This window comes from Streptomyces blastmyceticus, assembly GCF_039521185.1.
Classification (GTDB): Bacteria; Actinomycetota; Actinomycetes; order Streptomycetales; family Streptomycetaceae; genus Streptomyces; species Streptomyces blastmyceticus.
In genome coordinates this window covers 228,580-250,137 of record NZ_BAAABW010000017.1, presented here as the reverse complement: position 1 = coordinate 250,137, position 21,558 = coordinate 228,580, and the positions used below count along the sequence as shown (strand labels likewise).

Below are 21,558 nucleotides of genomic sequence, written 5' to 3'. Positions count from 1 at the left end.
GCGGTCTCCTTCACGAGCCCTGGCCGGGCACCAGCCGCTGCTCCAGCGGCGCGTTGACGAGTTGCACGGCAAGCTGTGCCGGATGCAGGTCGGGCAGCGAGTGCGCCTGCGCGAGCGGCTTGATCAAGCCGTCGTCTCCTTCGAGGCGCAGGACGTCGGCGACGCCGCCTTCCTGCGGCGGGCGGAGGTACTCGGAGAACACCGTGCCCGAGTCGGCGGGGAAGAACGCTCCGGGCAACGTGGCCCCCAGCGGCGGGCCTTGGCCGGCCCTGAGCTGTCGGAGTCCGATCACCTCGCGTCCGGCGGGGTCGGTGTCGATGCCGAAGTGGATGCCCTCGCTCGGTTCGCGGATGAGCACGTGGTCGGGGACGTCGTCGTACAAGCACAGCAGGATGTCCGAGGCCACCGGCTCGCGCCGGATCTCCGTCAGCTCCCGCGTCCCCTTCTTGGCGACGACGATCATGTCCGGCCACGCGGGCACCAGGTCCGAGCGCATCAGCAGCCCGGCCACCGGGTAGCCGGAGCGGTCCCCGGACCGCGTCGCGGCTCGCAGAGACCGGTCACAGCGCTGGTCGAGGGAGGTGTGCACGGCCACGTCGCGAGCCCCAGCCAGCAGCGCGTCGATCCACACCGGGTCGACGCGGAACAGGCGCAGCGACTCCTCGGGCAGCATCCGAAAGTCCGGGACCAGATGGGAGAACGGCACTGATCGCAGGGTCCTGAGTTCGGTGAGCCGGTCGGCCAGTGCCCCGGCCCGGTGGCTCGCGACCGACAGCAGTGTCGCGGCCCGGGAGTCGTCGTCGAGCGAGGCGCGGGCGTCGTTCCGGCTCAGCCGGGCGAGCGGGACGGGCTCGGGCACCGCCTCCTGTGGAAGCTGTGGCGCGCCGAGCGCGTCGGCCAGTGTCCGGCCGCCGCGGTTCGCAGCCAGGCGGGCCAGGGCGCTGAGACCGAACCGGGTCCCGTCGGCCGACGAGACGCCGGCCACGGAGCGCACCGGGTCGTTCGCCACGGCCATCATCCGCACCGCCGTGTTGGCCAGCTCCCGCCGCGCCCGCGTCAGCTCCTTCCCGTAGGACGGGTCGGCCAGCGCAACGGTCCGGCCGAGTGTCCAGGCGGCGGCATAGGAGACGTCGAAGACGCCGTAGGTGTGGTCGTAGACGAGAGCGAAGTCGGCGGTGGTGTGTGCGCTGGAGGTGTCCAACGCCGGGATTTCCTGCGCGGTCAGCGGTGTGAAGGGCCCGCGATACCAAGCGTAGGTGTGCTCGCCGGTGATCGGCCGGTGCGGCACCGGCACGTATCCCAGGCGCAGCCGTTCCAGCGCGTACGCTTCCTCCGCGCTCGGGGAGCCGGGGGCGTTCGCCGGACGCGGCATCTGCAACGCCAGGTTCTCCGCATCGGTGTTGCCCGGCGCCACCAGGTTCGCCAGGATCCCGGCCGCGTCGAACGCCGCGGCCGGATCGTTGCGGAACGACCACGACCACAGTGACACCAGCCGGACGTGTTCGACCTCTGACGGCAGGGTCCCGCCCAGATGCTGGTCGAAGCCCTCCAACGACACCAGATGCACCGCGTAGTCGCCCTCGCCGCGCGGGAACCGGTTGGCGGTGACCACACTGAATGTTCCCTTGATCAGGATCTCGCCGTCCGCCAGCAGCTTCGGCTCGTCGACGTCGCGGACGTGCGCCAGGTAGTAGAGCTCTTGTTCTCGCGGCAGAACGGCCGTGAACACCGGCGCCGGGACGTCGATGGTGCGGCAGTTGCCCGCCAGCGCGGGCTCGTCGAGACCGGTCAGCGCCGGACCGAGCACCGTCTCGTCGTCGGCGGCGAGCAGTTCCCGCACCGTCCGCTCCGTCGTCAGGGCCAAGCCCTCGGGGTCGTCGGGCAGTTCCCCGGCCCTGAACAGCATCAACGCCAGCCACGGCGCGCGTCGCTGCGTCCGTGACCACTTCGGCTCCCGTTCCCACGGCAGGTACTCGCGGGTGAGGGTGATGTGCGGCAGCACGAGCCCGAAGTCACCGTCCGCACCGCGCGCCGGATAGACCGCCTGCACGGTTGCACCATCGAGCATGAACTGCGGCGCGCGGATCTCGAACTCTTCGGTGGCATGGGGCAGCGGATCGCTGCTGTCGACCGGATTCTCGCCCTCTGTGAGGGTGTGTTCGAACTCGATCGTGTACTTCCCGGCGGTCGCGGCCGGGCGCATGTGGTCGATGAAGGTGACGTCCAGCAGCTCTTGCGAGGCGCGGGTGCCGGCGCTGAAGGGTCGGGTGGCCACGGTGTCAGCTCGCCATCGTCGTCGGGAGCACCAGCGGTGCGTCGGTCAGGGTGGTCTGCGCGCGGGCCGCGTACTTGTCGAGCGCACTGTCGGCCTGCGCGTAACCCCAGCGCCCCAGCGCGTCGTGGACGGCCGTTCGCCTGGCCGTCACGCCGCTCACAGCCAGGGTGTCGGCGATCAGACGCGGGCTGGCCGGGTCGGCTGCGGGGACCGGCCCGGTGGGGGCCGCGTCGCGCAGCGGCATCCGGCCTTCCGGCAGTGCCTCCACGCCGAGCGCCTCGGTGCTGATCGGCCCGACTTCGTCCCCGGCCGAGGGATCGGGGACCTCAATGCGCAGGCCGACGAGGTGGCCGGGGATCAGGCCCTCATCCAAGCCCGGCTCGCCCGGCGCGCCCCACAGCGCACTCGGCACGTCACGCCTGATCTGGGTGATCGTCCAGCCGTACTGCTGCCAGGGGAACACGCTGTCGTTGCGTTTGATCGTGACCCGGTGCTCGGAGGTCAGGTCCCGCTTCCCCATGGGGCGGATGTCGACGGTCTTGCCGTCTTCACCGAACGGGACGTTGTTGACGCAGGTCTGCGACGCGGGCAGCGCCGAGGTGGTCTCCACGACGAACCCGGCGGCGGTGATGGCGGTCGGCGCGTGCGCGGTGGTGCGGGCCGCGAGTTCGGCGGGGTCGATGTCGGGTAGCAGCCCGGCGAGCGGTGTGATGGCCAGCGGGTCGGGCAGTTGTTGGCGGAACTCCCGCCAGTCCTGGGGCGGCAGTGAGGGCCGGGAGGCTCCGAATCCGAAGCTGAAGCCGACGAACCAGACCTGGACGCTGACCCGGCCGCCCAGCGGCGGCGTCCACAGGTCAATGCCCACGCCGACCTCGATGGAGACCCGGACCTTCACGAACCAGACCTTGATCGTGAAGGCGACGCCGATGCGGACGCCGACGTTCACTTCCAGGTAGAAGGGGTTCCACTGGATCAGGGCGTCGACATACGCGGTGAACCAGGCGGACAGCAGGCCCTTCTCGTAGCGGGCTTCCAGGCGGCCGCCGGCCATGATCGCATTCGGGGTGAGCGCGGTGTACATCTGAGAACTGACCCGGATGCTGTCGTCCGGCGACCAGACGAAGCCCATGCGGGCCGGCCGCGGATAGTGCGCGGGGACGTTGTAGGAAGGGTGGTACCCGCCGGCGGTGATGGCGAAATCGCCCCGGCTCGGACCACCGGTCCAAACGTAGACGGCGATGCCGCCCGTCAAACGCGCGGACTCGTGGAAAATGAACGAGCCGTCGGCGACGGCGACGTCCATCGACAGCAGGCCCTTGCGGTCCTCGTAGCCGAGCCGGAGGTCGATGTTGAGCCGGGCCTGGACCTTGCGGTCGGGCTGGGCGTTCTTCGGGAACGTCACCGTGGTGCGGCCCAGCAGCATCACAGCCAGCTCGTTGCCGAACGCGACCACGGCCAGGGCACGGGACTGGATGAACTGGAACGAGGTGAACTGGACGCCGACCGCGCCCCAGTAGCTGCCGGACACCGGCCGCACCCACGCGTCCGGGCCCATCAACAGCTCCAGGATCTCCTGCGGCGACGGCGATCCGGAGCCGGTCAGACGCCGGACGAGCGGGAACTCGCCGACCTCGTCGACCGCCGGCAGCCGCACGTCGCTGTTGACACCGAAGCCGCCGGACAGCCCGGTGACGGTGAACGCCGGCGGTCCGAACAGGGCCACGTCGCCGACGCCGCCGGCCTCGCCGAACAGGAAGACCGAGGACCAGCCGTCGCGGCTGCGAGCGTAGGTGCCCAGCGCGGCCATGGCGAAGAACTTCGCCTCGACCGCGACCGAACCACCGAGCAGCACGGCGAAATCAGGGTCGGGCCGGTTCTCGAACGCGCCGGCGATGCTGAGCGGCGGCTTGTCCATGCGCAGAGCCGCTCCGGACAGCACCGGCCAGGCCCCGGGCGCGGCGAAGTCGGCATCGACGGCGATGCCCAGGCCCAGCAAGGCGAACTCGACCGGGCCGACCTGGAGGGTCGCGTCGAAGGCGAGGAAAACACGCTGATCGGTATAGCCGACGGCGATCCGCTTCAGCCGCAGCGGGCCGATGGCGAGATCAAGGTCGCGGCCGGCGTCGGACGACTGGGTCCGCCGGGCGGGGAGGTTGCCGCCGCCCCGGCGGTTCCAGATCTCCAGGACGAGGGGCGGCTGCTCGTCCCCGCCGACGGTATAGGCAAGGGTCAAGCAGAGTCCTGCGATGGGGGCTTGCTCAGGGAAGGCGGGCATGACAGCGGCGATGACGTCGTCCGCAGCCGCTGGAACCCGGGCTTCCAAGCCGTTCGGGAGCACCGTCGCGCCGACCCGGCCGTATGCTGCCGCGCCGAACTCCCCTACTTCCGCCAGCAGTTCGTTAGCCGCTACGGCGGCTGCCTCGTCCCAGCCCGATGAGGTGAGTGCGAATCCGACGCCTTCCATCGCCACGTCGTGGTCCGCCGGGATCAGGTCCCCGACCATCGGCAGCTGCGTGGCCGCGGCGCGGAGTCCCAGCCGGGCCGCCACGCCGAACGCACGGTCCACCGACACGAACACCCACGATGCGTATCCGGCCGCTGCCGCAAGTGCCACTCGCTGGGCACCCGGCTCGTACCACAGCGCCAGGGAGTCCAGCCGGGGCAGCAGCGCGGCCGGAGTACCGGCCGGGCCGCTGAGCCCCAGTGCCGACAGCAGGTCCAGGCCCTCGACCGGCTCATTGCCGGCGTCCCACTGCGCCGCCAGCCACTTCCCGGCCCCGCCCCGCGCCGCCTGCACGGTGAACCTCATCGTCCGGGTCGGCAGCGTCAGCTCCAGCGTGCCGGAGACGGCCGTCTCACCACCGCTTGCGGCGATCCGCAGTTCCAGTGCCGCACTGTTCTCACCCAGGACGACGCTGCTGTGCAGCATCACGGCGACGTTCGCCCGGTCGTCGAACTCGACGAGCAGCTCTTCGACGGCCAGGTCCGCGACGAACGACGGTGGCGTGACCCCCAGCGCGGCGAACACGTCCGCGGGCCGGATGCCGGAGCCCTGAGCCCGGAACGACCAACTGCCGCTCGTCCAGGTTCCGGTGACGTCCAGTGTTCCCGTATCGCCGATCCGCCACTGCGCGCTCACCTCGCCCGCCGCCTCGTCGCCGAAGCTCGAGACGGTCAGCGTCACACCGGTCAGCTCGATCCGGTCGCCGCCGACGCGCCAGGCATTCTGCAGCGTGGCGGAAAAGCTGTAACCTCGGGCCGGCGGCGGGTTCAGGTCACCTTCAACTGTCAGCGCACTGACCATCGCGTCAGCGGGGACGCCCATCCCCGGCGGCAGCGAGCCGGTCAGCGAGGCCAGCGGGAAAGGCTCGGTGAGCGTCCCGCTCAGAGTCTTGTCCGGGTAGGCGACGTGCACGTCCACGAACACGTCGGCACCCAGCCGCACCCGCCCGCCGGCACCGGCCACCAGCGCCGGGGACGCGCCCAGCGGGTTCTCGACCTGGAACCGCGCGGCCAGGTCCTCGATCTTCAGCACGCCGGGGATCGCGTCCCACACGGTGCCGAGCGAGACCGTCATGCCCGCTTCCAGCCAGTCGTAGTCCACGGCTTGTCGACGTGAGCCCTGCGCGGCCTGCCGCGGCACGAACTTGATCGCCAGCCCGGTCAAGGCGAGCGCGACGGCGCTGGGCACATCCGGCGGCAACTGGAAGTCACCGGGCCGCAGGTTCGCGAAGTCCAGCAGGTCGTCCAGGCTCTCCAGCGGCACATTCGGGAACGTGCCGGTGACGAACCACTGCTGGCCCGAGCCCAGCGGCACGTATCCCCACACATAGGGCTTCGGATCGGCCTCGGCGTCCGGGAAATGCAGGTCCACCCCGAACCCGAGCCGACCCTGCACCCCACCGCCGGCCTTCGGCTCAGCCCCGAACACCACATGCAGTGCACCCAGCCCGACGCGCTCCAGAGCAGCCGGGATCTCCTTCACCTCGTCCGGCAGCCCCTCACCCTCGGGCAGCCGGACGTCCACCCGCACTCCGACGACGTACGCCCACGCCTCGTCCGGCAGGAAGAACACGGTGGCTGCGGAGGTCACCTGCGAGGCCAGCCGGATCGTGCCGGCCACGGACAACCGCTCCACGTCCACGGCGACGTCGCTGACGAGGTCGATCACACCGTCCGGAAGGAAGCGCCCGAAGAGATCGAGGACGTCCGGGATGCCGAGGTCGACCGGCCCGACCTGGAACGAGCCCTCGCCCTGGGCGATCTCCAGGGCCTTGCGAAGATCACTGACGGAAAACGGCATGACTACATCAATCCCCTGTCATGGCAGATAGCGGGGGATCACCACGGAGTGATGGAGTGTGATCGAAAGGTGATCGTCCGATCCCGAAACCTAGCGCCAGCCATCCGATGGGGCAAAGGGTGTCAATCTGCCATCCTGGCGCAAAAACATCGATGACGGCCTGCAGCGCGAGGTCTCACGCGCGTTCACCGGGTCGACAGCCGAGGGAGGTTCGTCCATGGCGGCTGCAATTCTCCGCGCATGACCGGCGCGTTCCCTACCGATCCAGTCCCTCCACAGCCTGACCGCACAGGCTGCCGGCGACGCGTGAACGATTTTTACGCCCACACGCGGAGCCTTCCGGCGAGGGGCATCGCCTCACAGACCATCACGTGTCACGGCCGCCCCTATGACCGGGGCGGGCGGGTGTGGTGCGGATCATTACCTGGCGGGTGGTGGTGGAGTGTGGAGTTCGAGACGTCCCAAGTCGCGCTGGGCTCGCAGCAGTATCCGGGCAATCACGGCGTGCCCGTCGCGTACACGGCTCGGTGACCTCTCGCCAGGGCCGTCGTCAGGTGCTCGGCCAGTAATCCGCCCTGGCTGATTCCGATCGCAGCGCGAAGCGCCAGTCTGTTCCCGAAGGGACCATTGCGGCAGGCTGAAGCCATGGGGGAACCTATCCGCCGCGTTTCGTTCCGCATCAGCTTCACCGAATTCATACCCGACCCGGACGACGATGACTGCCGACGCCGTGCAACGACCATCCCGGCCGACCGGATCACGTTCGATAGCGACCACCTGATCCTGTGGCTCGGCAACACGGAGCGCGTGCGCTTCCCCATGGATACCATCAAATCCATCGAGGTCGTCCACGCCCCCAGCGCCAGCCGACGCGAGGACCCAGACCAACTCCGCGCCCGCTACCCGAACTTCGGCAAACCCTGGAGCTCAGCCGACGAAAAGAGACTCCTCTCGCTGTACCGAGCGGGGCAGCGCGACTACGACGTGCTGGCCACCGAATTTGGACGACAGCCCACAGCAATACGCTCCCGCCTCGGCCGACTCGGCCTGGATCAACTATGACCGAAGCAAGACCAGAAGACGCGATCCGCGCCGTGGCAGAACTCGCCCACCACGTCCATTGGATCCACGCGTGGCCCGAGAAACCGACATGGCGCGACCGACTCCGCCGATGGGCATATCCCGAGATCTATCACTTCGACCCAACCACCGTCCCACCGAGGACCTGGCTGGACCGGCCTGCCGGGGCGTACGAACGGACAGGCTGGCGCATCCGAGCCGCTTACGTGGGGGATGAAGTCGCATTCGAGGTCGAATACGTGGTGTGTCGGCCCTGCGCGATCGGCTGGGTGGAATCACCCGTCTCCTATCCTGGCTACAAGCGGCTCGGACTCGCCTCAGCCGCGCTTCGGTCTCTACGCCACCAATACCCCGGGCTGGAGTGGCACACGGGCGGCGGGCACTTCCGCGAGTCCGAACCTTTCTGGATCGCCGTCGGCGCGGACGTCCCCGGCGGTTACACCCAGCAGGAAAGGTGCCATCACGTGGAGCCATGGCGGGTGAAACGCACCTAGGAATGCGGGGAGAGCTACCTCCATCGCCCGGGAGACGCATGCCGATGGTTCATGCAGGGCACAGGGTGTCTGTGGTCATCACCCGCGGGCAGCTCGATGCCTGGTCGGGAGGTACGAGGCCGGCGAGCGGCGCACGCGCGAGATCCCAATACACCCAACTAGCCGCCTGGCCAACCCGCATTACACGACAAAGTCTCCACCTTGACCAAAGTCATAGGGGTACCACGGCTCGGTGCGCCGCCATCAAAGCTACGAGGCGACATCCAACTGAGCGACGTCCGGCGTGCCGAACAGGTCGTCGAAGTGACGGGCTCCCTGGGTGGAGATCAGAAAGTATGGGGCGCCTGATCCCTCAGTGCTGTGCCGCCCTTTCCGTCCCGCGACGAGCACATCGTACGGCGACCGCACGTCAAGGCCATCGAAGACGTAGTAGACCGGGAGCTGCGTCCACGCAACGAGCTGCAAATGCGCAATCACCGCAGCCCGTTCGACAGCATGCCGCCCCGTTTGCCTGCTCGTCATCCCACCCTTGCAGTCGATCAGTACGAGGTCCCTGGCCTTCGCCGCAATGAGATCCGGGAACCACCGAATGGAACTGTTGGTCTTCCTGAGCGCGCATTGAAGCGCCCGGCTCAGCTGCCCTTGTCCCCAGACGTCGACTTCCCACCCTCGCCCAGTGAGTTGCTCGGCGACGTACCGCTCATGCGCGTCACCTATTGCTTTCCGCTGCCGAAAGCTCGTCATGGATGCAGTGTGGCCCGCCGAGCAGAGCAGGTAACCCATCGCGGGTTGAACCTAGCCAGTCCCATTCAGTCTCAGCAGTTCTCACTGCGTACACGTCAGTCCGTGGACGTCCGACTACGTCCGCCGACATTCACCGCAACTTGACCGAAATTCGACGCCACATCCGCACTATCTACCGCTGGCCCCGCCTCAAAGCGTCTCCGCCCTTCAGTAGCTGTGACGCCCTTGCACGGTTCCAAGAGACCGTTCCGGACTGAGGCAGCTGCCAACCATCGCGTGTTGCCCCCGCTGACACCTGCCGGGCGGGCGCTCAACTGCCATCACGTGTCACGTTCGTGTCACCAACACCGTCGACGCGCTTGGACCACAAGGCCCCCAGCTGCGCAAACGGCCCCGGCCCGGATCACGTGGACACCAGAAGACGCTTCCGCCTACCTGTGCCATGTAGTACCGCGGGAAGCTCCCCCACTGGCACCACGTACCAAGATCCCGACCAGGTGCGGACCAGTTCCGCTTCGCATCGGTCGATTCCACCCGTTGCCGCAGGTCAGAAGTGGGTGAGGCCGTATACCACCAACAGACGAAGAACCTGCTCGTCGTCACCAGTCTGCCGCTCTCGAGAGGGTCCTGGCCGCCGAATTGCCCCTCCAACGGAACCGCCGCCTTTAGATCGCTACGCACTCCACGTGATAGGTCATCGGAAACGCGTGCACTACGGCGCCCGCCGCATTTCGGGGGGCCCAGGGCGCAGGGCCATGAACGGGGACTCAGGAGTGGGTAAACGCTTCACACCGTGGGCCCGGTGTGGTCCGCTACCGAGGACCGCTCGGAGCTCCACGCCTCCTGCTACCGAGAGTCGCTGCGAATCGCCGACGAACTGGGCGCCCGGACGGTCGCCTTCCCGGCGATCTCCACCGGCATCTACGGATGGCCGATGGAGGACGCGGCATGCATCGCCGTCGAAGCGGTCCGCACCGCGGACACGGCCGTGACAGAGGTCCGCTTCGTCCTCTTCGACGAGCCCGCCTACGCGGCCTTCACCGCGCAGGGGCACTGATACCGAGCAGGGTCCATGACGACCGATACCGTGCCAGGCTTCGGCCTGGCCCCACCAGTTTGTCACCGGCAGCCGCCGCACCCTCGCCGGTCTCACCGCCATCCGCGCCCGCCGGCAGCCGCACGTGCCGGACCACCGGCTGCCGCCGGCGTGCACCGAAGGCTGCGATGCGATCTACGAGGCGCTGGGCACGAAGTGGCGCCGCTACCACGACGGCCATTGCGGGTGGGGGCTGAACCGGGTGACGTCGTCCGGCGGGGCGGCGGCCGTTGCCCGGCTCAGCCGAGGTCGCTGGAGTACCAGTTCCAGCTGATCGAATTGTCGTTGTCCCAGACCTTCACCGGCCGGGAGACCGCGTCGTCACGACCGGCAAAGGTGTGCAGGGCGACCTTGTTCTTCCCCTCGTCCTGACCCCTGTTGTAGAGGATGCCCAGGTCGGCCTTGCCGTCACCGTTGAAGTCCCCGGCCACCAGCTTGCTGCGGTCGGCGTTCCAACTGCCGGTCGTGGTGTCGTTGTTGTCCCAGGCGCGCTTGGGGGCGTTGATGCCGTCGGCCCGGCCGTAGGCGATGTGGAAGGCCGTGTGGAAGTCGCCGGACTTGTCCTTCCCCTCGTCGTAGAGAATGCCCAGGTCCGCCTTGCCGTCGCCGTTGAAGTCACCCGCGACCGGCTTGCTGCGCTCCCAGTTCCAGCTGCCCGTGGTGCGGTCGTCGTTGTCCCAGGCGCGCTTGGGGGCGTTGATGCCGTCCGCGCGGCCGTAGCCGATGTGGAAGGCGGTGCGGAAGTTGCCGGTGCCGTCCTGGCCCTCGTCGTAGAGAATGCCCAGGTCCGCCTTGCCGTCACCGTTGAAGTCACCCGCGACCGGCTTGCTGCGCTCCCAGTTCCAGCTACCGGTGGTGCGGTCGTCGTTGTCCCACGCCCGCTTCGGCTCCTGGACCCCGTTGGCCGTGGCATAGGCGATGTGGAAGGCGGTGCGGAAGGTGCCGGTGTTGTCCCTGCCCTCGTTGTAGAGGATGCCGACGTCGGCCTTGCCGTCACCGTTGAAGTCACCCGCGACCGGCTTGGACCGCTTCCAGTCCCAGGACTGGCTGCTCCGCCACTGCTTCACCGGCTTGTCGAAGCCGGACCCGTTGCTGGTGAAGGTCCACAGGGCGGTGCGGTTGTTCTTGGTGTCGTCCTGGTCCTCGTTGTAGAGGACGCCGATGTCCGCCCTGCCGTCGCCGTTGAAGTCGCCGGCGACGACCTTGGAGTTGGCCCAGTCCCAGGAGCCCGACCCCGCCTCGAGGTTGTCCCACACCTTCACCGGCGTGGCGAACGAGCCCCGGTCCGTGCTCAGCAGCGTCCACAGCGCGGTGTGGTTGTCCTTGCCCTCCCGGTCGTAGCCGTAGAGGATCGCGATGTCGGCCTTGCCGTCGCCGTTGAAGTCGCCGGTGGCCTGCCCGGCCGTGCCCCGGTTGGCGACGAAGAAGGAGACGCCCGAGGACGTCGGCCCGGTCTGGCCTGCGTCGTTGACCGCGCGGGCGGTCACGGTGTGCGGCCCCTCCGCCAGGGTCGTGGTGTCCACGCTCACGCTGTACGCGGGCCCGGACCCGGAAGCCGTACCGACGGCGTCGCCGTCCACGAAGAAGGTAGCCCCGGTCGGCTTCCCCTGCTCCTCCGTGACGGACGCGGTCAGCGTGACCGTACCGCTGAGCACGCCACTGTCCTCCGGGCCCGTGACGCGGGTGACGGGCGGGGTGGCGCGCGGATACGGGTCGACGCCGTCGTTGACCAGGCCCACCCGCCTGCCGCAATCGGGCCACGGACGCGGACCCTCGGCGCGCAGGAGCCGCTCCGCCACGGTGATCTGCTGTTCCTTGGTCGCCTTGTGGGGATAGGCGGCGAACTCCGTGCCGCCGTAGGCGTCCCAGGTGGACTTGGTGAACTGGAGGCCGCCGTAGAACGGGCCGGCCGGGTTCACAGCCGTCCAGTCGTCCGTGGCCTCGCAATGGGCCATCCGCTCCCACATCGCCAGGGAGGCGGCGGAGGCGGAGGGGGCGGAGGTGAGGAGAGCGGCGGGGGCGAGGGAGGAGACAAAGGCGGCGGCGATGGCGAGACGCACGGCACCGCGAGATCTACTGCGCATGGAGGAAGTCCTGTGGGGTGGGAGAACGGGGCACCGCCGCGAGGGATCACTCGCGGCGGTGCGTCTACGGGGTGTGCGTCAGCCGAGGTCGCTGCGGTACCAGTTCCAGCTGCCGAATTTCTCGCTGTCCCAGACCTTGTTCGGGCCCGAGATGCCGGAGGCGTTGCCGAAGAAGTTGAAGAGGGTCACCTTGCCGTCGCCGTTCGGCTGCTCGCCGTTGTTGTAGAAGACGCCGAGGTCGGCCTTGCCGTCACCGTTGAAGTCCCCGGCGACCAGCTTGCTGCGGTCGGCGTTCCAGCTGCCGGTCGAGCGGTCGTTGTTGTCCCAGAAGACCTTCGGGGCCGAGATGCCGTCCGCCGTGCCGTAGCCGATGTGGAAGGCGGCCTGGTTGTTGCCGGTCTTGTCCTGGCCCTTGTCGTAGAGGATGCCGAGGTCGGCCTTGCCGTCGCCGTTGAAGTCCGCCGCGATCGGCTTGCTGCGCTCCCAGTTCCAGCTGCCGGTGGTGCGGTCGTTGTTGTCCCAGACGCGCTTGGGGGCGTTGATGCCGTCCGCGCGGCCGTAGGCGATGTGGAAGGCGGTGCGGTAGTTGCCGGTGTCGTCCTGGCCCTCGTTGTAGAGGATGCCCAGGTCGGCCTTGCCGTCGCCGTTGAAGTCCCCGGCGACCGGCTTGCTGCGCTCCCAGTTCCAGCTGCCCGTGGTGCGGTCGTCGTTGTCCCAGACACGCTTCGGGCCGCGGATGCCGCCGTCGTAGGAGTAGAGGATGTGGAAGGCGGTGAGGTTGTTCTTCTTTTCCTTGTCCTGGCCCTGGTTGTAGAGGATGCCGATGTCGGCCTTGCCGTCGCCGTTGAAGTCCCCGGCGACCGGCTTGCTGGCCCGCCAGTTCCAGCTTCCGGTGGTGGCGTCGTCGTTGTCCCAGACCTTGGCCGGGGCCTTGAAGCCCTTGCCGTCGCTGATGAACTCGTACAGCGTGGTGAGGTTCTTGCCGGTCGGGGACTGCCCCGAGTTGTACAGGGCGGCGAGGTCGCTCTTGCCGTCGCCGTTGAAGTCGCCGATGGTCAGCTTGATGTTGTCGGCGTTCCAGCTGGTGTTGACAGAGTCGTCGTTGTCCCAGGCATTGACGGGCTCGTCGAAGCCGTGCCCGTTGTTGGTGAACTTGTAGATCCTGATGAGGTTCTTGCCGGTCTTCGACTGCCCGAGGTTGTAGAGGACGGCGATGTCGGCCTTGCCGTCGCCGTCGAAGTCACCCGTGGCGCTGGTGGGGATGGCCTTGTTGGCGACGAAGAAGCCGGAGCCCGCCGACATCGGGCCGGCCTGGCCGCCGGCGTTCTTGGCCCGCACCTTGAGGGTGTGCGCGCCGTCGGACAGCTCGGTGGTGTCGAGCGACATCGAGAACTCGGTGCCGGGGCTGGCGACGGTCTCCACCAGCTTGTCGTCGATGTAGTACTCCATGGCGGACGGGGTGCCGACCTTCTCCTCCGCCGAGGCGGTGAGGGCGACCTGGCCGTCCAGGATGGCGCTGTCCGACGGACCGGTGACCTTGGCGACGGCCGGGGTGGCACCGGTGTCCTCGGCGCCCGGCTCGGCGGTGACCGGGCCGTCGACTATCTTCTCGTACTTGTACGCCCGGTAGCCGCTGGTGGGGTGCCCCGACAGCATCGACTCGTTGAAGTTGCCCACGTACCGCTGCGTCGGCACGTGCCGGCCGCTCTCGGAGTAGTAGTAGAACGTCTGGGCCGACCGGTCGATCCACCCGGCGAAGATGACGACGTGGCTGTCGGTGTTGTTGAGGATGTCGCCCGGCTGCAGCTCCGACCGCTTGATCTCGGTCGACACGTCGTTCAGGGACCACGTGTTGTGGCTGTCCCCGAGCTGCCAGGCCATGGAGACATAGCCCGAGCAGTCCTGACGGTAGCGCCCGCCGGTCGCGTCGTCGTAGTACCAGCTGTAGGGCGAGTTCAGCCCGTTCGAACTGTACGGGACCCGGTTGGCCGACCAGTCTCTGGCCCGTTCGAGCACCTGCTGACGGGTCACTTGCCCGCCGGCGGCCGCGCCCTTGCCCAGGGTTCCGGTCGAGGTGACGGCCCTCCAGTCGGACTGCACCGAGTCGGCAAAGGCGCTGCCGGTGACCAGGGCGACGGAGGCGATGGCGGTGACGAGAACGAGGGAAGCGCCGCGCGTGGCGGCTTTGTTGCGAAGCAAGAGGTGTCTCCAGACACGTCGGACGTACGCGTGGCGTACGGGGGTGATGTGTGGGTCGGCAGGCCGAAGAAGGAGGGCATGGGCATGCGAAGGCGCGGCGTGCGAGGGCCGGGTGGGAGGAAGGCGGAACGAAGAAACGTTCCAGCCTTGGCCGGTGAAGGCAACGCGGCGGGTCGGCGCAGCTTGTGCGCGGGAAGCCTGCTGTTTAGCTCAGTGGCACCAAGTCGCTGGCGGTGGGTGGGGCATAGAGCTCCTGCGAAAAGTCGGCAATGCGGTGTTGTAAAGGTTAAACCCTGCCCTCGGGTCTAGATCAACTTAAGTGTCGAAAATGAGGCGAAGGCCCCGTCGAGGAGTGAGGTATGTCACTTCTATGGCAACTCGCCGGACGGCCACCTCCGCCTGTTCCGCTTCCATGCGGGCCGACAGCACCCGGCCGGCCCGAGAAAGAGAAGGACCCCGGAGGGGTGCTCCCCCAGGGTCGGGCTTGTTCCGGTCATCACTCGCCGGAGCGAACTGGACGAGCTCGCCGAGGAGTTGGCCAAGCGGTTGCAGGAGGTCCAGGCCGAGCGGGAGTTCACGGTCGGGGCCGCTGTACGCCGTCCGGTCGGCGGCATGGCCGTCCTCGCGGGAACGCCGAGTGAGCGGGAGGCCGGCGAACCGGCCGCGCTGTGCGGAGCAGGCTCCCGACGCACTCCGGTCGAGCCACCGGCCCGGGCAAGACCTTGACATCCACCCAATGTAACTATCATTGTTACATCGAGAGGACCGGTCGCATCCCGCAGGCCGGTTGGTCACCGAATCAGTGGAGGAAGTCATGGGACAGCTCACCGGCAAGGTGGCGGTCGTCACCGGAGGAACCACCGGGATCGGGCTCGCCACTGCCAAGCGCTTCGCCGCCGAGGGCGCACAGGTGTATGTCACCGGGCGCCGCAAGCCCGAACTGGACACCGCCGTCCAGGACATCGGCTCGGGTGCCGTCGGAATCCAGGGAGACATCTCCCAACTCGCCGATCTGGACCGGCTCTACGAGACCCTCAGCAGGAGCGGCCGAGGCATCGATGTGCTGTTCGCCAACGCGGGCGGCGGCGAGTTCGCCACTCTGCAGGAGGCCACTCCGGAGCACTTCGACACGACCTTCGGCATCAACGTCCGCGGTCTGTTCTTCACCGTGCAGAAGGCTCTGCCGCTCCTCAACGAGGGCGCCTCCGTCATCCTCACCGGCTCCACCGCGGCCTCGACCGGCGAAGAGGCGTTCGGGGTGTATTCCGCGACCAAGGCGGCCGTACGGTCCTTCGCCCGGACCTGGGCCAACGAGCTCAGGGGCCGCCGCATCCGAGTGAACGTCATCACGCCGGGCCCGATCGACACCCCCGGAGTCTCCGGTCTCGCTCCCGACACGGAGCAGGCCGGACAGCTCAAGGAGAACCTGGCCGCTCAGGTGCCGCTGGGCCGCATGGGCCGACCGGACGAAATCGCGAGTTCCGTGCTGTTCCTCGCCTCGGACCAGAGCAGCTTCACGACCGGCGCGGAGCTGTACGTCGACGGTGGCATGAACCAGGTCTGAGCGGCACGGTCGGCGAGCGGCGTCGTAATCACTACAGTTACATTAAGAGGTGAGGGTCATGCGAAGTGTGGTGTACAGCGAGGCGGGCGACGCGGCCGTCGTAGCGCGCGTCGAAGATGTTCCCGGGGCGCCCGCGCCAGGAGTCGGAGAAGTGCAGGTGACCGTCAGCGTCTCCCCCGTGCACCGGGGAGACCTGGTCGGCACTCCCGCAGGTCTGCCGGGCGGAGTCCCGGTGCGTGCGCTGGGCACCGAGGCGGCGGGCGTCGTGTCCGCAGTGGGTGAGTCGGTGCGGACGCCGCGTGTCGGGGACCGGGTGGCGGTCTTCCCCGCGCCGGGAGCATGGTCCGAGCGCGTCACCGTGCCGGCCGAGGCTGCCGCGATCGTCCCGGAGACGGTGAGCGACGAAGTGGCGAGCATCGCGCTCGTCAACTCCGTGACTTCACGTGATGTGCTGCGAGCAGTCGACGAGCTGCGGACCGCCACGGCAGCTCCGGACGACGCTCCCCTGGTGGTGTCGGCGGCGGCGTCAGCGGTGGGCAAGCTCATCATCAGGCAAGCCGTCGACCGCGGCCGGGAGGTCATCGCCGCCGTGCGGAGCGGCCGGGCGGCGGCAACGGTCCGCACCCACTTCCCCGACGTCGCAGTCGTGGTCACCGGGGACGACGGGTGGCAGCGTGAACTGACGGGACTGATCGACGGGAGGCCTGTGCCGGTGATCACCGACGCTCACGGCGGACCGTTCGTGCAGGAGATCCTGCCGTTCCTCTCCGACGCCGGCACGTTGGTCGTGTGGGGGGGATCTGGCAGGACAACCGTGGACGCTGTCCACGTCGGACCTGCTCATGCGCGAACTGAAGGTGCGCGCGGTGAGCATCTCCCGCTGGACGACCCGCCCCGCCGACATCCGGGCCGCCGACCGGGAAGCAGCCCTGGAACTCGCCGCGCGGCATCCCGAACTCCTCGCCGTGCACGCCACCTACCCGCTCGAAGAACTGCGCGAGGCCATCGATGCCGCACGGACGAACGGCTCCGGCACCGCGTTGCTCAAGCTGAACTGAAGTCTCAGCCCGTCCCGGAACATGTCCCGGCAGCGCCCGACAAGGTCAGATGACGGCGACGACGGGGCCGAGGGACTGGGCGGGCCCGAAGAGGATGCGAACCCAGTGGAAGTACGAGCGTAAAAGGAGATGCTTCCCATGCAGTTCAAGAGCATCGGCACGATCGGCGCGGGAGCGCCCGTCCAAGCCGTGGCCGCACACGCGGTGCGGGCGGGACACACGGTACTGCTCAGCAACAGCCGCGGCCCCGACACTCTGCGCGACACTGCCGCCGCCATCGGCCCCGGCGCATCGGCCGTGGAGTTCGATGAGGCGGTAACAGCCGATCTCGTGCTGCTGGCCGTCCCCTTCAAGGCGGTGCCCGACGTCGGACGCCGTCTCGACGACTGGACCGGCCGCGTAGTGGTCGACATGACCAACCAATTCGCCGAATACAACCCCTACCGCGGCTTCGCCGACGTCTCGCCGCTGACCGGCAGCGAGTGGGTCGCCGAACAGCTGCCCGGTGTCACACTCATCAAGGCCTTCAACGCCATGTTCGCCAGCTACATGGCCGCCGATCCCCGACACAGCGAGGGCGCCCAGGCCGTCTTCCTGGCGGGTGACGACGAACCGGCCAAGTCGGCCTTCAAACGGACGCTCAGCGGTCTCGGCTTCGCACCGATCGACCTCGGTGCCCTGCGCGAGGGCGGTGCACTCATGCAACTCCAAGGCCCTCTGAGCGGCAAGCATTTCCTGTTCCAGGGCTGATTCCGAACGGCCCCGTTCTCACACCACGACATCACCACGTAAAGGACAGAACTCATGTCTACCGACACTGCCATCTCGCGCGCTGTCGCCGAACAGTTCGTCGAGCGCCTCGGCAAACAGGACCAGGACGGCATCCAGGAGTTGTTCGCACCCGAAATCGACTGGCATGTTCCTGGCAGCGACCGCCTGCCCTGGACCGGCCGCCGCACACGGCGCGAGGAAGTCGCCCCGTACTTCACGACGATGTGGCCGCACTACGTACCCGGCAAGTCGCAGGTCGTGCGAGAGCGGACCATCGTCGAGGGCGGTGACGTAATGCTGTTGGCGACCTTCAGCCACACCATCGCGGCCAGCGGCAAGAAGTTCACCACGCCGGCCGCCCTGCACCTGGTGATCGAGGACGGCCAGATCGCCCGTATGCACCTTTACGAGGACACCCTGATCGTCGACCAAGCGTTCCACGGGGACGGGACCGACTGACCCAGCTCAGGACTCGGTCGCCGGCGTGAGGTGCGCGATTCCGGGCGCTCCCGCACGGCTCTGCTGGGCGAGGATGTCGGCGAGGAGGTCCCCCACGGTGGTCCGCGCCAGCCGGTCACGCAGCACCTCCTCCAAGCCGTCGTAGACCCGTTCCAGAGCAGGTTGGATCCCGAAACCGACCGGGCAATCCTGGTTGGGCGGACTGGCGTGCAAGCCGAGGAGTGGGCCGGCTTGGACGGCCTGGTACACGTCCAGCAAGGTGATGCTCTCCGCGTCGCGGGTCAGCGACCAGCCGGCACCGGTACCCCGCCGTGACTCGACCAGGCCGCCTTTTCGCAGCTCACCGAGGGACCTCCTGATGACCACCGGGTTGGTGTTGACGCTCTCGGCGATCTGCTCGGAGGTGACCACCTCCGAGCCAAGCCGCCGGTTGAGTTCCATCCAGGCCAGCGTGTGGGCCGCAATGGCCACTCTGCTGTTCGCGCTCACAGTCACCTCATCTCCCGATGTAACCATACGAGTTTTGACGAGCTGGCGCCAAAGGCGGTTACCCGGCCGTTCCGCGCGGTGCCGTGGATTCCGAGCATGAACCCGGCCCCATCATGTCTACGGATTGGTGAAAGCCGTGAAGTTCACTGTCGATGTCGATGTCCAGGTTCCGGTCGCAGACGGGACGCACCTGGCGACAAACGTATGGCGGCCCGAAGCGGACGAAGGTAGGGCCTTCCCGACTCTGCTGGTACGTCTCCCCTACGGCAAGGACAACGTCAGCCTGTACGGAGGAGCGGCCTTCCCGAACATCTTCACCCTGCTGGAAGCGGGCTACGCGGTCGCCGTGCAGGACTGCCGCGGCACGTACCGCTCCGAGGGCATCTTCACCCCTCACCTGGACGACGCCTCGGACGGCGCGGACACCGTGCGCTGGCTCACCGCCCAACCCTGGTGCAACGGTGCGGTGGGGAGCTACGGCGCGTCCTACGTAGGTTTCGACCAATGGCAGACCGCATCGACAGGGGTCGAGGGCCTCAAGGCAATCGCCCCCGCCCAGTCCACAGCGGACTTCTACCGAGCCCCCTGGTACTCCCCCGGTGGCGCACTGTCCCTGGAGTGCGGGTTCAGCTGGGCCGCGCTGATGTCTGTCGCCCATGCCGACCGGGAACTCGCTGCGGGCAGGGGCACTGCGGAGGACTTGGCCGCCGCAGCCGAACTCATGACTCGGATCCCAGCCGCTCTGGAGGCCACGCCGCTCGTTGACCAGCCGATCATCCGGAAGCAGCTCCCCTGGTTCATCACGGATGTCTGCGGCCACCCGTCGAGGGACCAGTACTGGCGGGACCTGGCCGCGATCGAAAGGGTTGAGGAGATCACCACCCCGGCGCTCATCCTCGGCGGCTGGTACGACCTGTTCATCGGCGAAACGGTCAACGCCTACACCGAGATGCGCAAGCACGGCGGCAGTCAGGAGGCCCGTGAGGGCCAGCTCCTGATCATCGGCCCATGGGCCCATTCGCCCGCCGCCGACCTGGGAGCATTCCCCGACCGCAGCTTCGGCGCCGGCGCATCGATGCAGATGGCGGAAGTGACCCAGTCGCACTTGCGGTTCTTCGACCGATGGCTGAAGGGCTCGGAGACAGCTCTCGACGATCAAACACCCGTCCGCATCTTCGTCATGGGCCGCGACGAGTGGCGCAGTGAGCAGGAGTGGCCGCTTCCCGATACCCGGTACACCGACTTCTACCTTGGCGGGGGCGGCCGGGCGAACACGTCGGGCGGCGACGGGGTGCTCTCCCAGATGGCTCCTGAGACGTCCGCGCAGGAGACGTACCTGTACGACCCACGGCGCCCGGTGCCCACCACCGGCGGCAACATCATGGCCCTGAGTCCCGAGGTCTATGCCGGCCCCGCCGATCAGAGCCAGGTCGAGAAACGCGAAGACGTTCTCTGTTTCACGACCCCGGTCCTGGAACACGAGGTGGAGGCCACTGGCCACGTTTCGCTCACGCTCTTTGTGTCCTCCTCCGCCATCGACACCGATTTCACCGGCAAGCTCGTCGACGTCCACCCCGACGGACGCGCGATCAATCTGTGCGAAGGCATTCAACGCGCGCGCTACCGAAAGTCACTCGCAGAGCCGGAGTTCATGCAGCCGGGCGAGATCTACGAGCTGACGCTCGACCTGTGCGTCACCTCGAACGTCTTCCTGCCCGGACATCGCATCCGTCTTGAGGTGTCCAGCAGCAACTTTCCCCGCTACGACAGGAACAGCAACACCGGCGGCACCATCGCCGAGGAGCGTCTGCAGGACATGGTCCCGGCTCTGAACCACATTCATCACGGTCCAAGCCACCCCAGCCGGCTCACCCTCCCACTCATCGAGCGTTGACCTGCCCTTCGGACAGTCCCGAGCCGCACTGGACCCCGCTTTCGCGGCGGCGGTATGTCCGATGCGTGTTACGGCGCATGCGTGTTGTCTGCCTCGGCGAGAGCGCTCGCCATGAAGGCCTGGGCTGCCGGAGTGAGCGCGGTGCGTCGGCTGACCAGGGCCACCTGCAGGCTGGTGGTCGGTTCAAGAGTGAGGACACGTGCGCCTGCTTGTTCCGCAAGGGATCTCCAGGAGTCCGTGACCACGGCCAAGCCGACCCCACCGAGGACCAGTGGCACGATCGCCACCCGGTGCTCGGTCTCGACCGCAACCGTGAACTCGACTCCCGCCATTCGTAGATCGTCGACGTACTTGCGCATGCCCGTGCCCTTCTGTCCCACGATCAGCCGGTGTCCCGACAACTGCTCATGGCGAACAGGCACGTCGGCGGGGAACGGCCCTCCCTGTGGTGCCAACAGCACGAACCGCTGCTCACCCACCGGATGGACGCGGATGTCCCCGTCCGGGATTTCGCCGGGTGAGGCGAGCAGTCCCAGCTCGCACTGCCCGGTGCGCACCATGTCCGTCACGTCACGGGGTGTGAACGCGGCCTGCACACGCACCGAGACCGCGGGGTGCGAGCGACCGAAGTCTCGAATCATCGTGGTAAGGGGTTCGATCGCCTGGGAGGGCATGGCGGCGATGTCCACCCGGCCGCGGTGGAGTCCCTGAACCGACTCCACCGTGGCGCGGGCCAGTTGCAGACTGCGTACGGCTTCCCTGGCAGGCTGGATCAGCGCAGTGCCTGCCCCGGTCAAGACCATCCGCCGGCCGATGCGGTGGAACAGGTCACTGCCCAGGTCGCGTTCGAGAGCGCGGATGGCCTGGGACAGGGAGGGCTGGGAGAGGTACAGCGCCGAGGCGGCCCGGTTCACTCCTCCGTGGTCGACCACAGCCAGGAAGTACTCCAGCTGCCGTACGTCCATGTTCTGCCTCCCACTCGCCACCGAGTATAGGAGCAGCCTATAAGGCTGCCCTGAATTGCATCTTGGACGTGGCTCCATCCTTC

Annotated in this window: 13 protein-coding genes and 2 pseudogenes; 8 read left to right on the top strand and 7 right to left on the bottom strand. The window is 68.0% G+C overall.

The window, feature by feature from the left end:
- Positions 1-10 precede the first annotated feature (10 nt).
- Together ABD269_RS17110 and ABD269_RS17105 are read right to left on the bottom strand one after the other, a co-directional pair.
- Positions 11-2,275 (bottom strand): hypothetical protein, encoded by a 2,265-nt coding sequence (locus ABD269_RS17110; protein WP_344118659.1) that lies wholly within the window; start codon positions 2,273-2,275, stop codon positions 11-13.
- 4 nt (positions 2,276-2,279) lie between these two features.
- The gene (locus ABD269_RS17105) at positions 2,280-6,578 is read right to left on the bottom strand and encodes a DUF6603 domain-containing protein (protein WP_344118658.1); all 4,299 of its coding nucleotides are present in this window, start codon (positions 6,576-6,578) and stop codon (positions 2,280-2,282) included.
- A gap of 645 nt (positions 6,579-7,223) precedes the next feature.
- Between ABD269_RS17105 and ABD269_RS17100 the strand changes: the two genes are divergently transcribed.
- Positions 7,224-7,640, top strand: coding sequence for a hypothetical protein (locus ABD269_RS17100; protein ID WP_344118656.1), 417 nt, complete (start codon positions 7,224-7,226; stop codon positions 7,638-7,640).
- 761 nt (positions 7,641-8,401) lie between these two features.
- Here the strand turns inward: ABD269_RS17100 and ABD269_RS17095 are convergent.
- Positions 8,402-8,896, bottom strand: a complete 495-nt coding sequence (locus ABD269_RS17095; protein ID WP_344118655.1) for a hypothetical protein — start codon at positions 8,894-8,896, stop codon at positions 8,402-8,404.
- A 784-nt stretch (positions 8,897-9,680) separates the two neighbouring features.
- Between ABD269_RS17095 and ABD269_RS17090 the strand changes: the two are divergent.
- Positions 9,681-9,953 (top strand): annotated as a pseudogene (locus ABD269_RS17090) (macro domain-containing protein); the annotation flags it as partial.
- A 278-nt stretch (positions 9,954-10,231) separates the two neighbouring features.
- Here the strand turns inward: ABD269_RS17090 and ABD269_RS17085 are convergent.
- Together ABD269_RS17085 and ABD269_RS17080 are read right to left on the bottom strand one after the other, a co-directional pair.
- Positions 10,232-12,076, bottom strand: a complete 1,845-nt coding sequence (locus ABD269_RS17085) for a transglycosylase family protein (protein WP_344118654.1) — start codon at positions 12,074-12,076, stop codon at positions 10,232-10,234.
- A 78-nt stretch (positions 12,077-12,154) separates the two neighbouring features.
- On the bottom strand, positions 12,155-14,275 hold the full coding sequence (locus tag ABD269_RS17080) for an FG-GAP-like repeat-containing protein (protein WP_344118653.1): 2,121 nt from the start codon (positions 14,273-14,275) through the stop codon (positions 12,155-12,157).
- Between the two features lie 814 nt (positions 14,276-15,089).
- Between ABD269_RS17080 and ABD269_RS17075 the strand changes: the two genes are divergently transcribed.
- The 5 genes and pseudogenes from ABD269_RS17075 (at position 15,090) to ABD269_RS17060 (ending at position 18,127) form a co-directional block, all read left to right on the top strand.
- Positions 15,090-15,839, top strand: coding sequence for an SDR family NAD(P)-dependent oxidoreductase (locus ABD269_RS17075; RefSeq protein WP_344118652.1), 750 nt, complete (start codon positions 15,090-15,092; stop codon positions 15,837-15,839).
- Between the two features lie 58 nt (positions 15,840-15,897).
- A pseudogene (locus tag ABD269_RS35385) lies at positions 15,898-16,212 on the top strand (alcohol dehydrogenase catalytic domain-containing protein); the annotation flags it as partial.
- A 469-nt stretch (positions 16,213-16,681) separates the two neighbouring features.
- The gene (locus tag ABD269_RS17070; protein ID WP_344118651.1) at positions 16,682-16,897 is read left to right on the top strand and encodes a hypothetical protein; all 216 of its coding nucleotides are present in this window, start codon (positions 16,682-16,684) and stop codon (positions 16,895-16,897) included.
- 138 nt (positions 16,898-17,035) lie between these two features.
- Positions 17,036-17,647: an NADPH-dependent F420 reductase gene (locus tag ABD269_RS17065; RefSeq protein WP_344118650.1), complete on the top strand. Its 612-nt coding sequence runs from the start codon at positions 17,036-17,038 to the stop codon at positions 17,645-17,647.
- Between the two features lie 54 nt (positions 17,648-17,701).
- Positions 17,702-18,127 (top strand): nuclear transport factor 2 family protein, encoded by a 426-nt coding sequence (locus ABD269_RS17060; RefSeq protein WP_344118649.1) that lies wholly within the window; start codon positions 17,702-17,704, stop codon positions 18,125-18,127.
- Positions 18,128-18,133: 6 nt separating this feature from the next.
- Here ABD269_RS17060 and ABD269_RS17055 read toward each other — a convergent pair whose 3' ends face one another.
- Entirely contained in the window at positions 18,134-18,616 is a 483-nt protein-coding gene (locus ABD269_RS17055) for an Rrf2 family transcriptional regulator (protein WP_344118648.1), read from the bottom strand.
- A gap of 136 nt (positions 18,617-18,752) precedes the next feature.
- Here ABD269_RS17055 and ABD269_RS17050 point away from each other — a divergent pair, with 136 nt between their 5' ends.
- The gene (locus ABD269_RS17050) at positions 18,753-20,510 is read left to right on the top strand and encodes a CocE/NonD family hydrolase (RefSeq protein ID WP_344118647.1); all 1,758 of its coding nucleotides are present in this window, start codon (positions 18,753-18,755) and stop codon (positions 20,508-20,510) included.
- Positions 20,511-20,578: 68 nt separating this feature from the next.
- On the opposite strand, the gene ABD269_RS17045 is transcribed toward ABD269_RS17050, so the two are convergent.
- Positions 20,579-21,475, bottom strand: a complete 897-nt coding sequence (locus ABD269_RS17045; RefSeq protein WP_344118646.1) for a LysR family transcriptional regulator — start codon at positions 21,473-21,475, stop codon at positions 20,579-20,581.
- Between the last annotated feature and the right edge of the window lie 83 nt (positions 21,476-21,558).

Coding starts and splice junctions, on each gene's coding strand:
- ABD269_RS17105 (WP_344118658.1), bottom strand. CDS start 6,578: ATGCCGTTTTCCGTCAGTGATCTTCGCAAGGCCCTGGAGATCGCCCAG.
- ABD269_RS17100 (WP_344118656.1), top strand. CDS start 7,224: ATGGGGGAACCTATCCGCCGCGTTTCGTTCCGCATCAGCTTCACCGAA.
- ABD269_RS17095 (WP_344118655.1), bottom strand. CDS start 8,896: ATGACGAGCTTTCGGCAGCGGAAAGCAATAGGTGACGCGCATGAGCGG.
- ABD269_RS17085 (WP_344118654.1), bottom strand. CDS start 12,076: ATGCGCAGTAGATCTCGCGGTGCCGTGCGTCTCGCCATCGCCGCCGCC.
- ABD269_RS17075 (WP_344118652.1), top strand. CDS start 15,090: ATGGGACAGCTCACCGGCAAGGTGGCGGTCGTCACCGGAGGAACCACC.
- ABD269_RS17070 (WP_344118651.1), top strand. CDS start 16,682: ATGCGCGAACTGAAGGTGCGCGCGGTGAGCATCTCCCGCTGGACGACC.
- ABD269_RS17065 (WP_344118650.1), top strand. CDS start 17,036: ATGCAGTTCAAGAGCATCGGCACGATCGGCGCGGGAGCGCCCGTCCAA.
- ABD269_RS17060 (WP_344118649.1), top strand. CDS start 17,702: ATGTCTACCGACACTGCCATCTCGCGCGCTGTCGCCGAACAGTTCGTC.
- ABD269_RS17045 (WP_344118646.1), bottom strand. CDS start 21,475: ATGGACGTACGGCAGCTGGAGTACTTCCTGGCTGTGGTCGACCACGGA.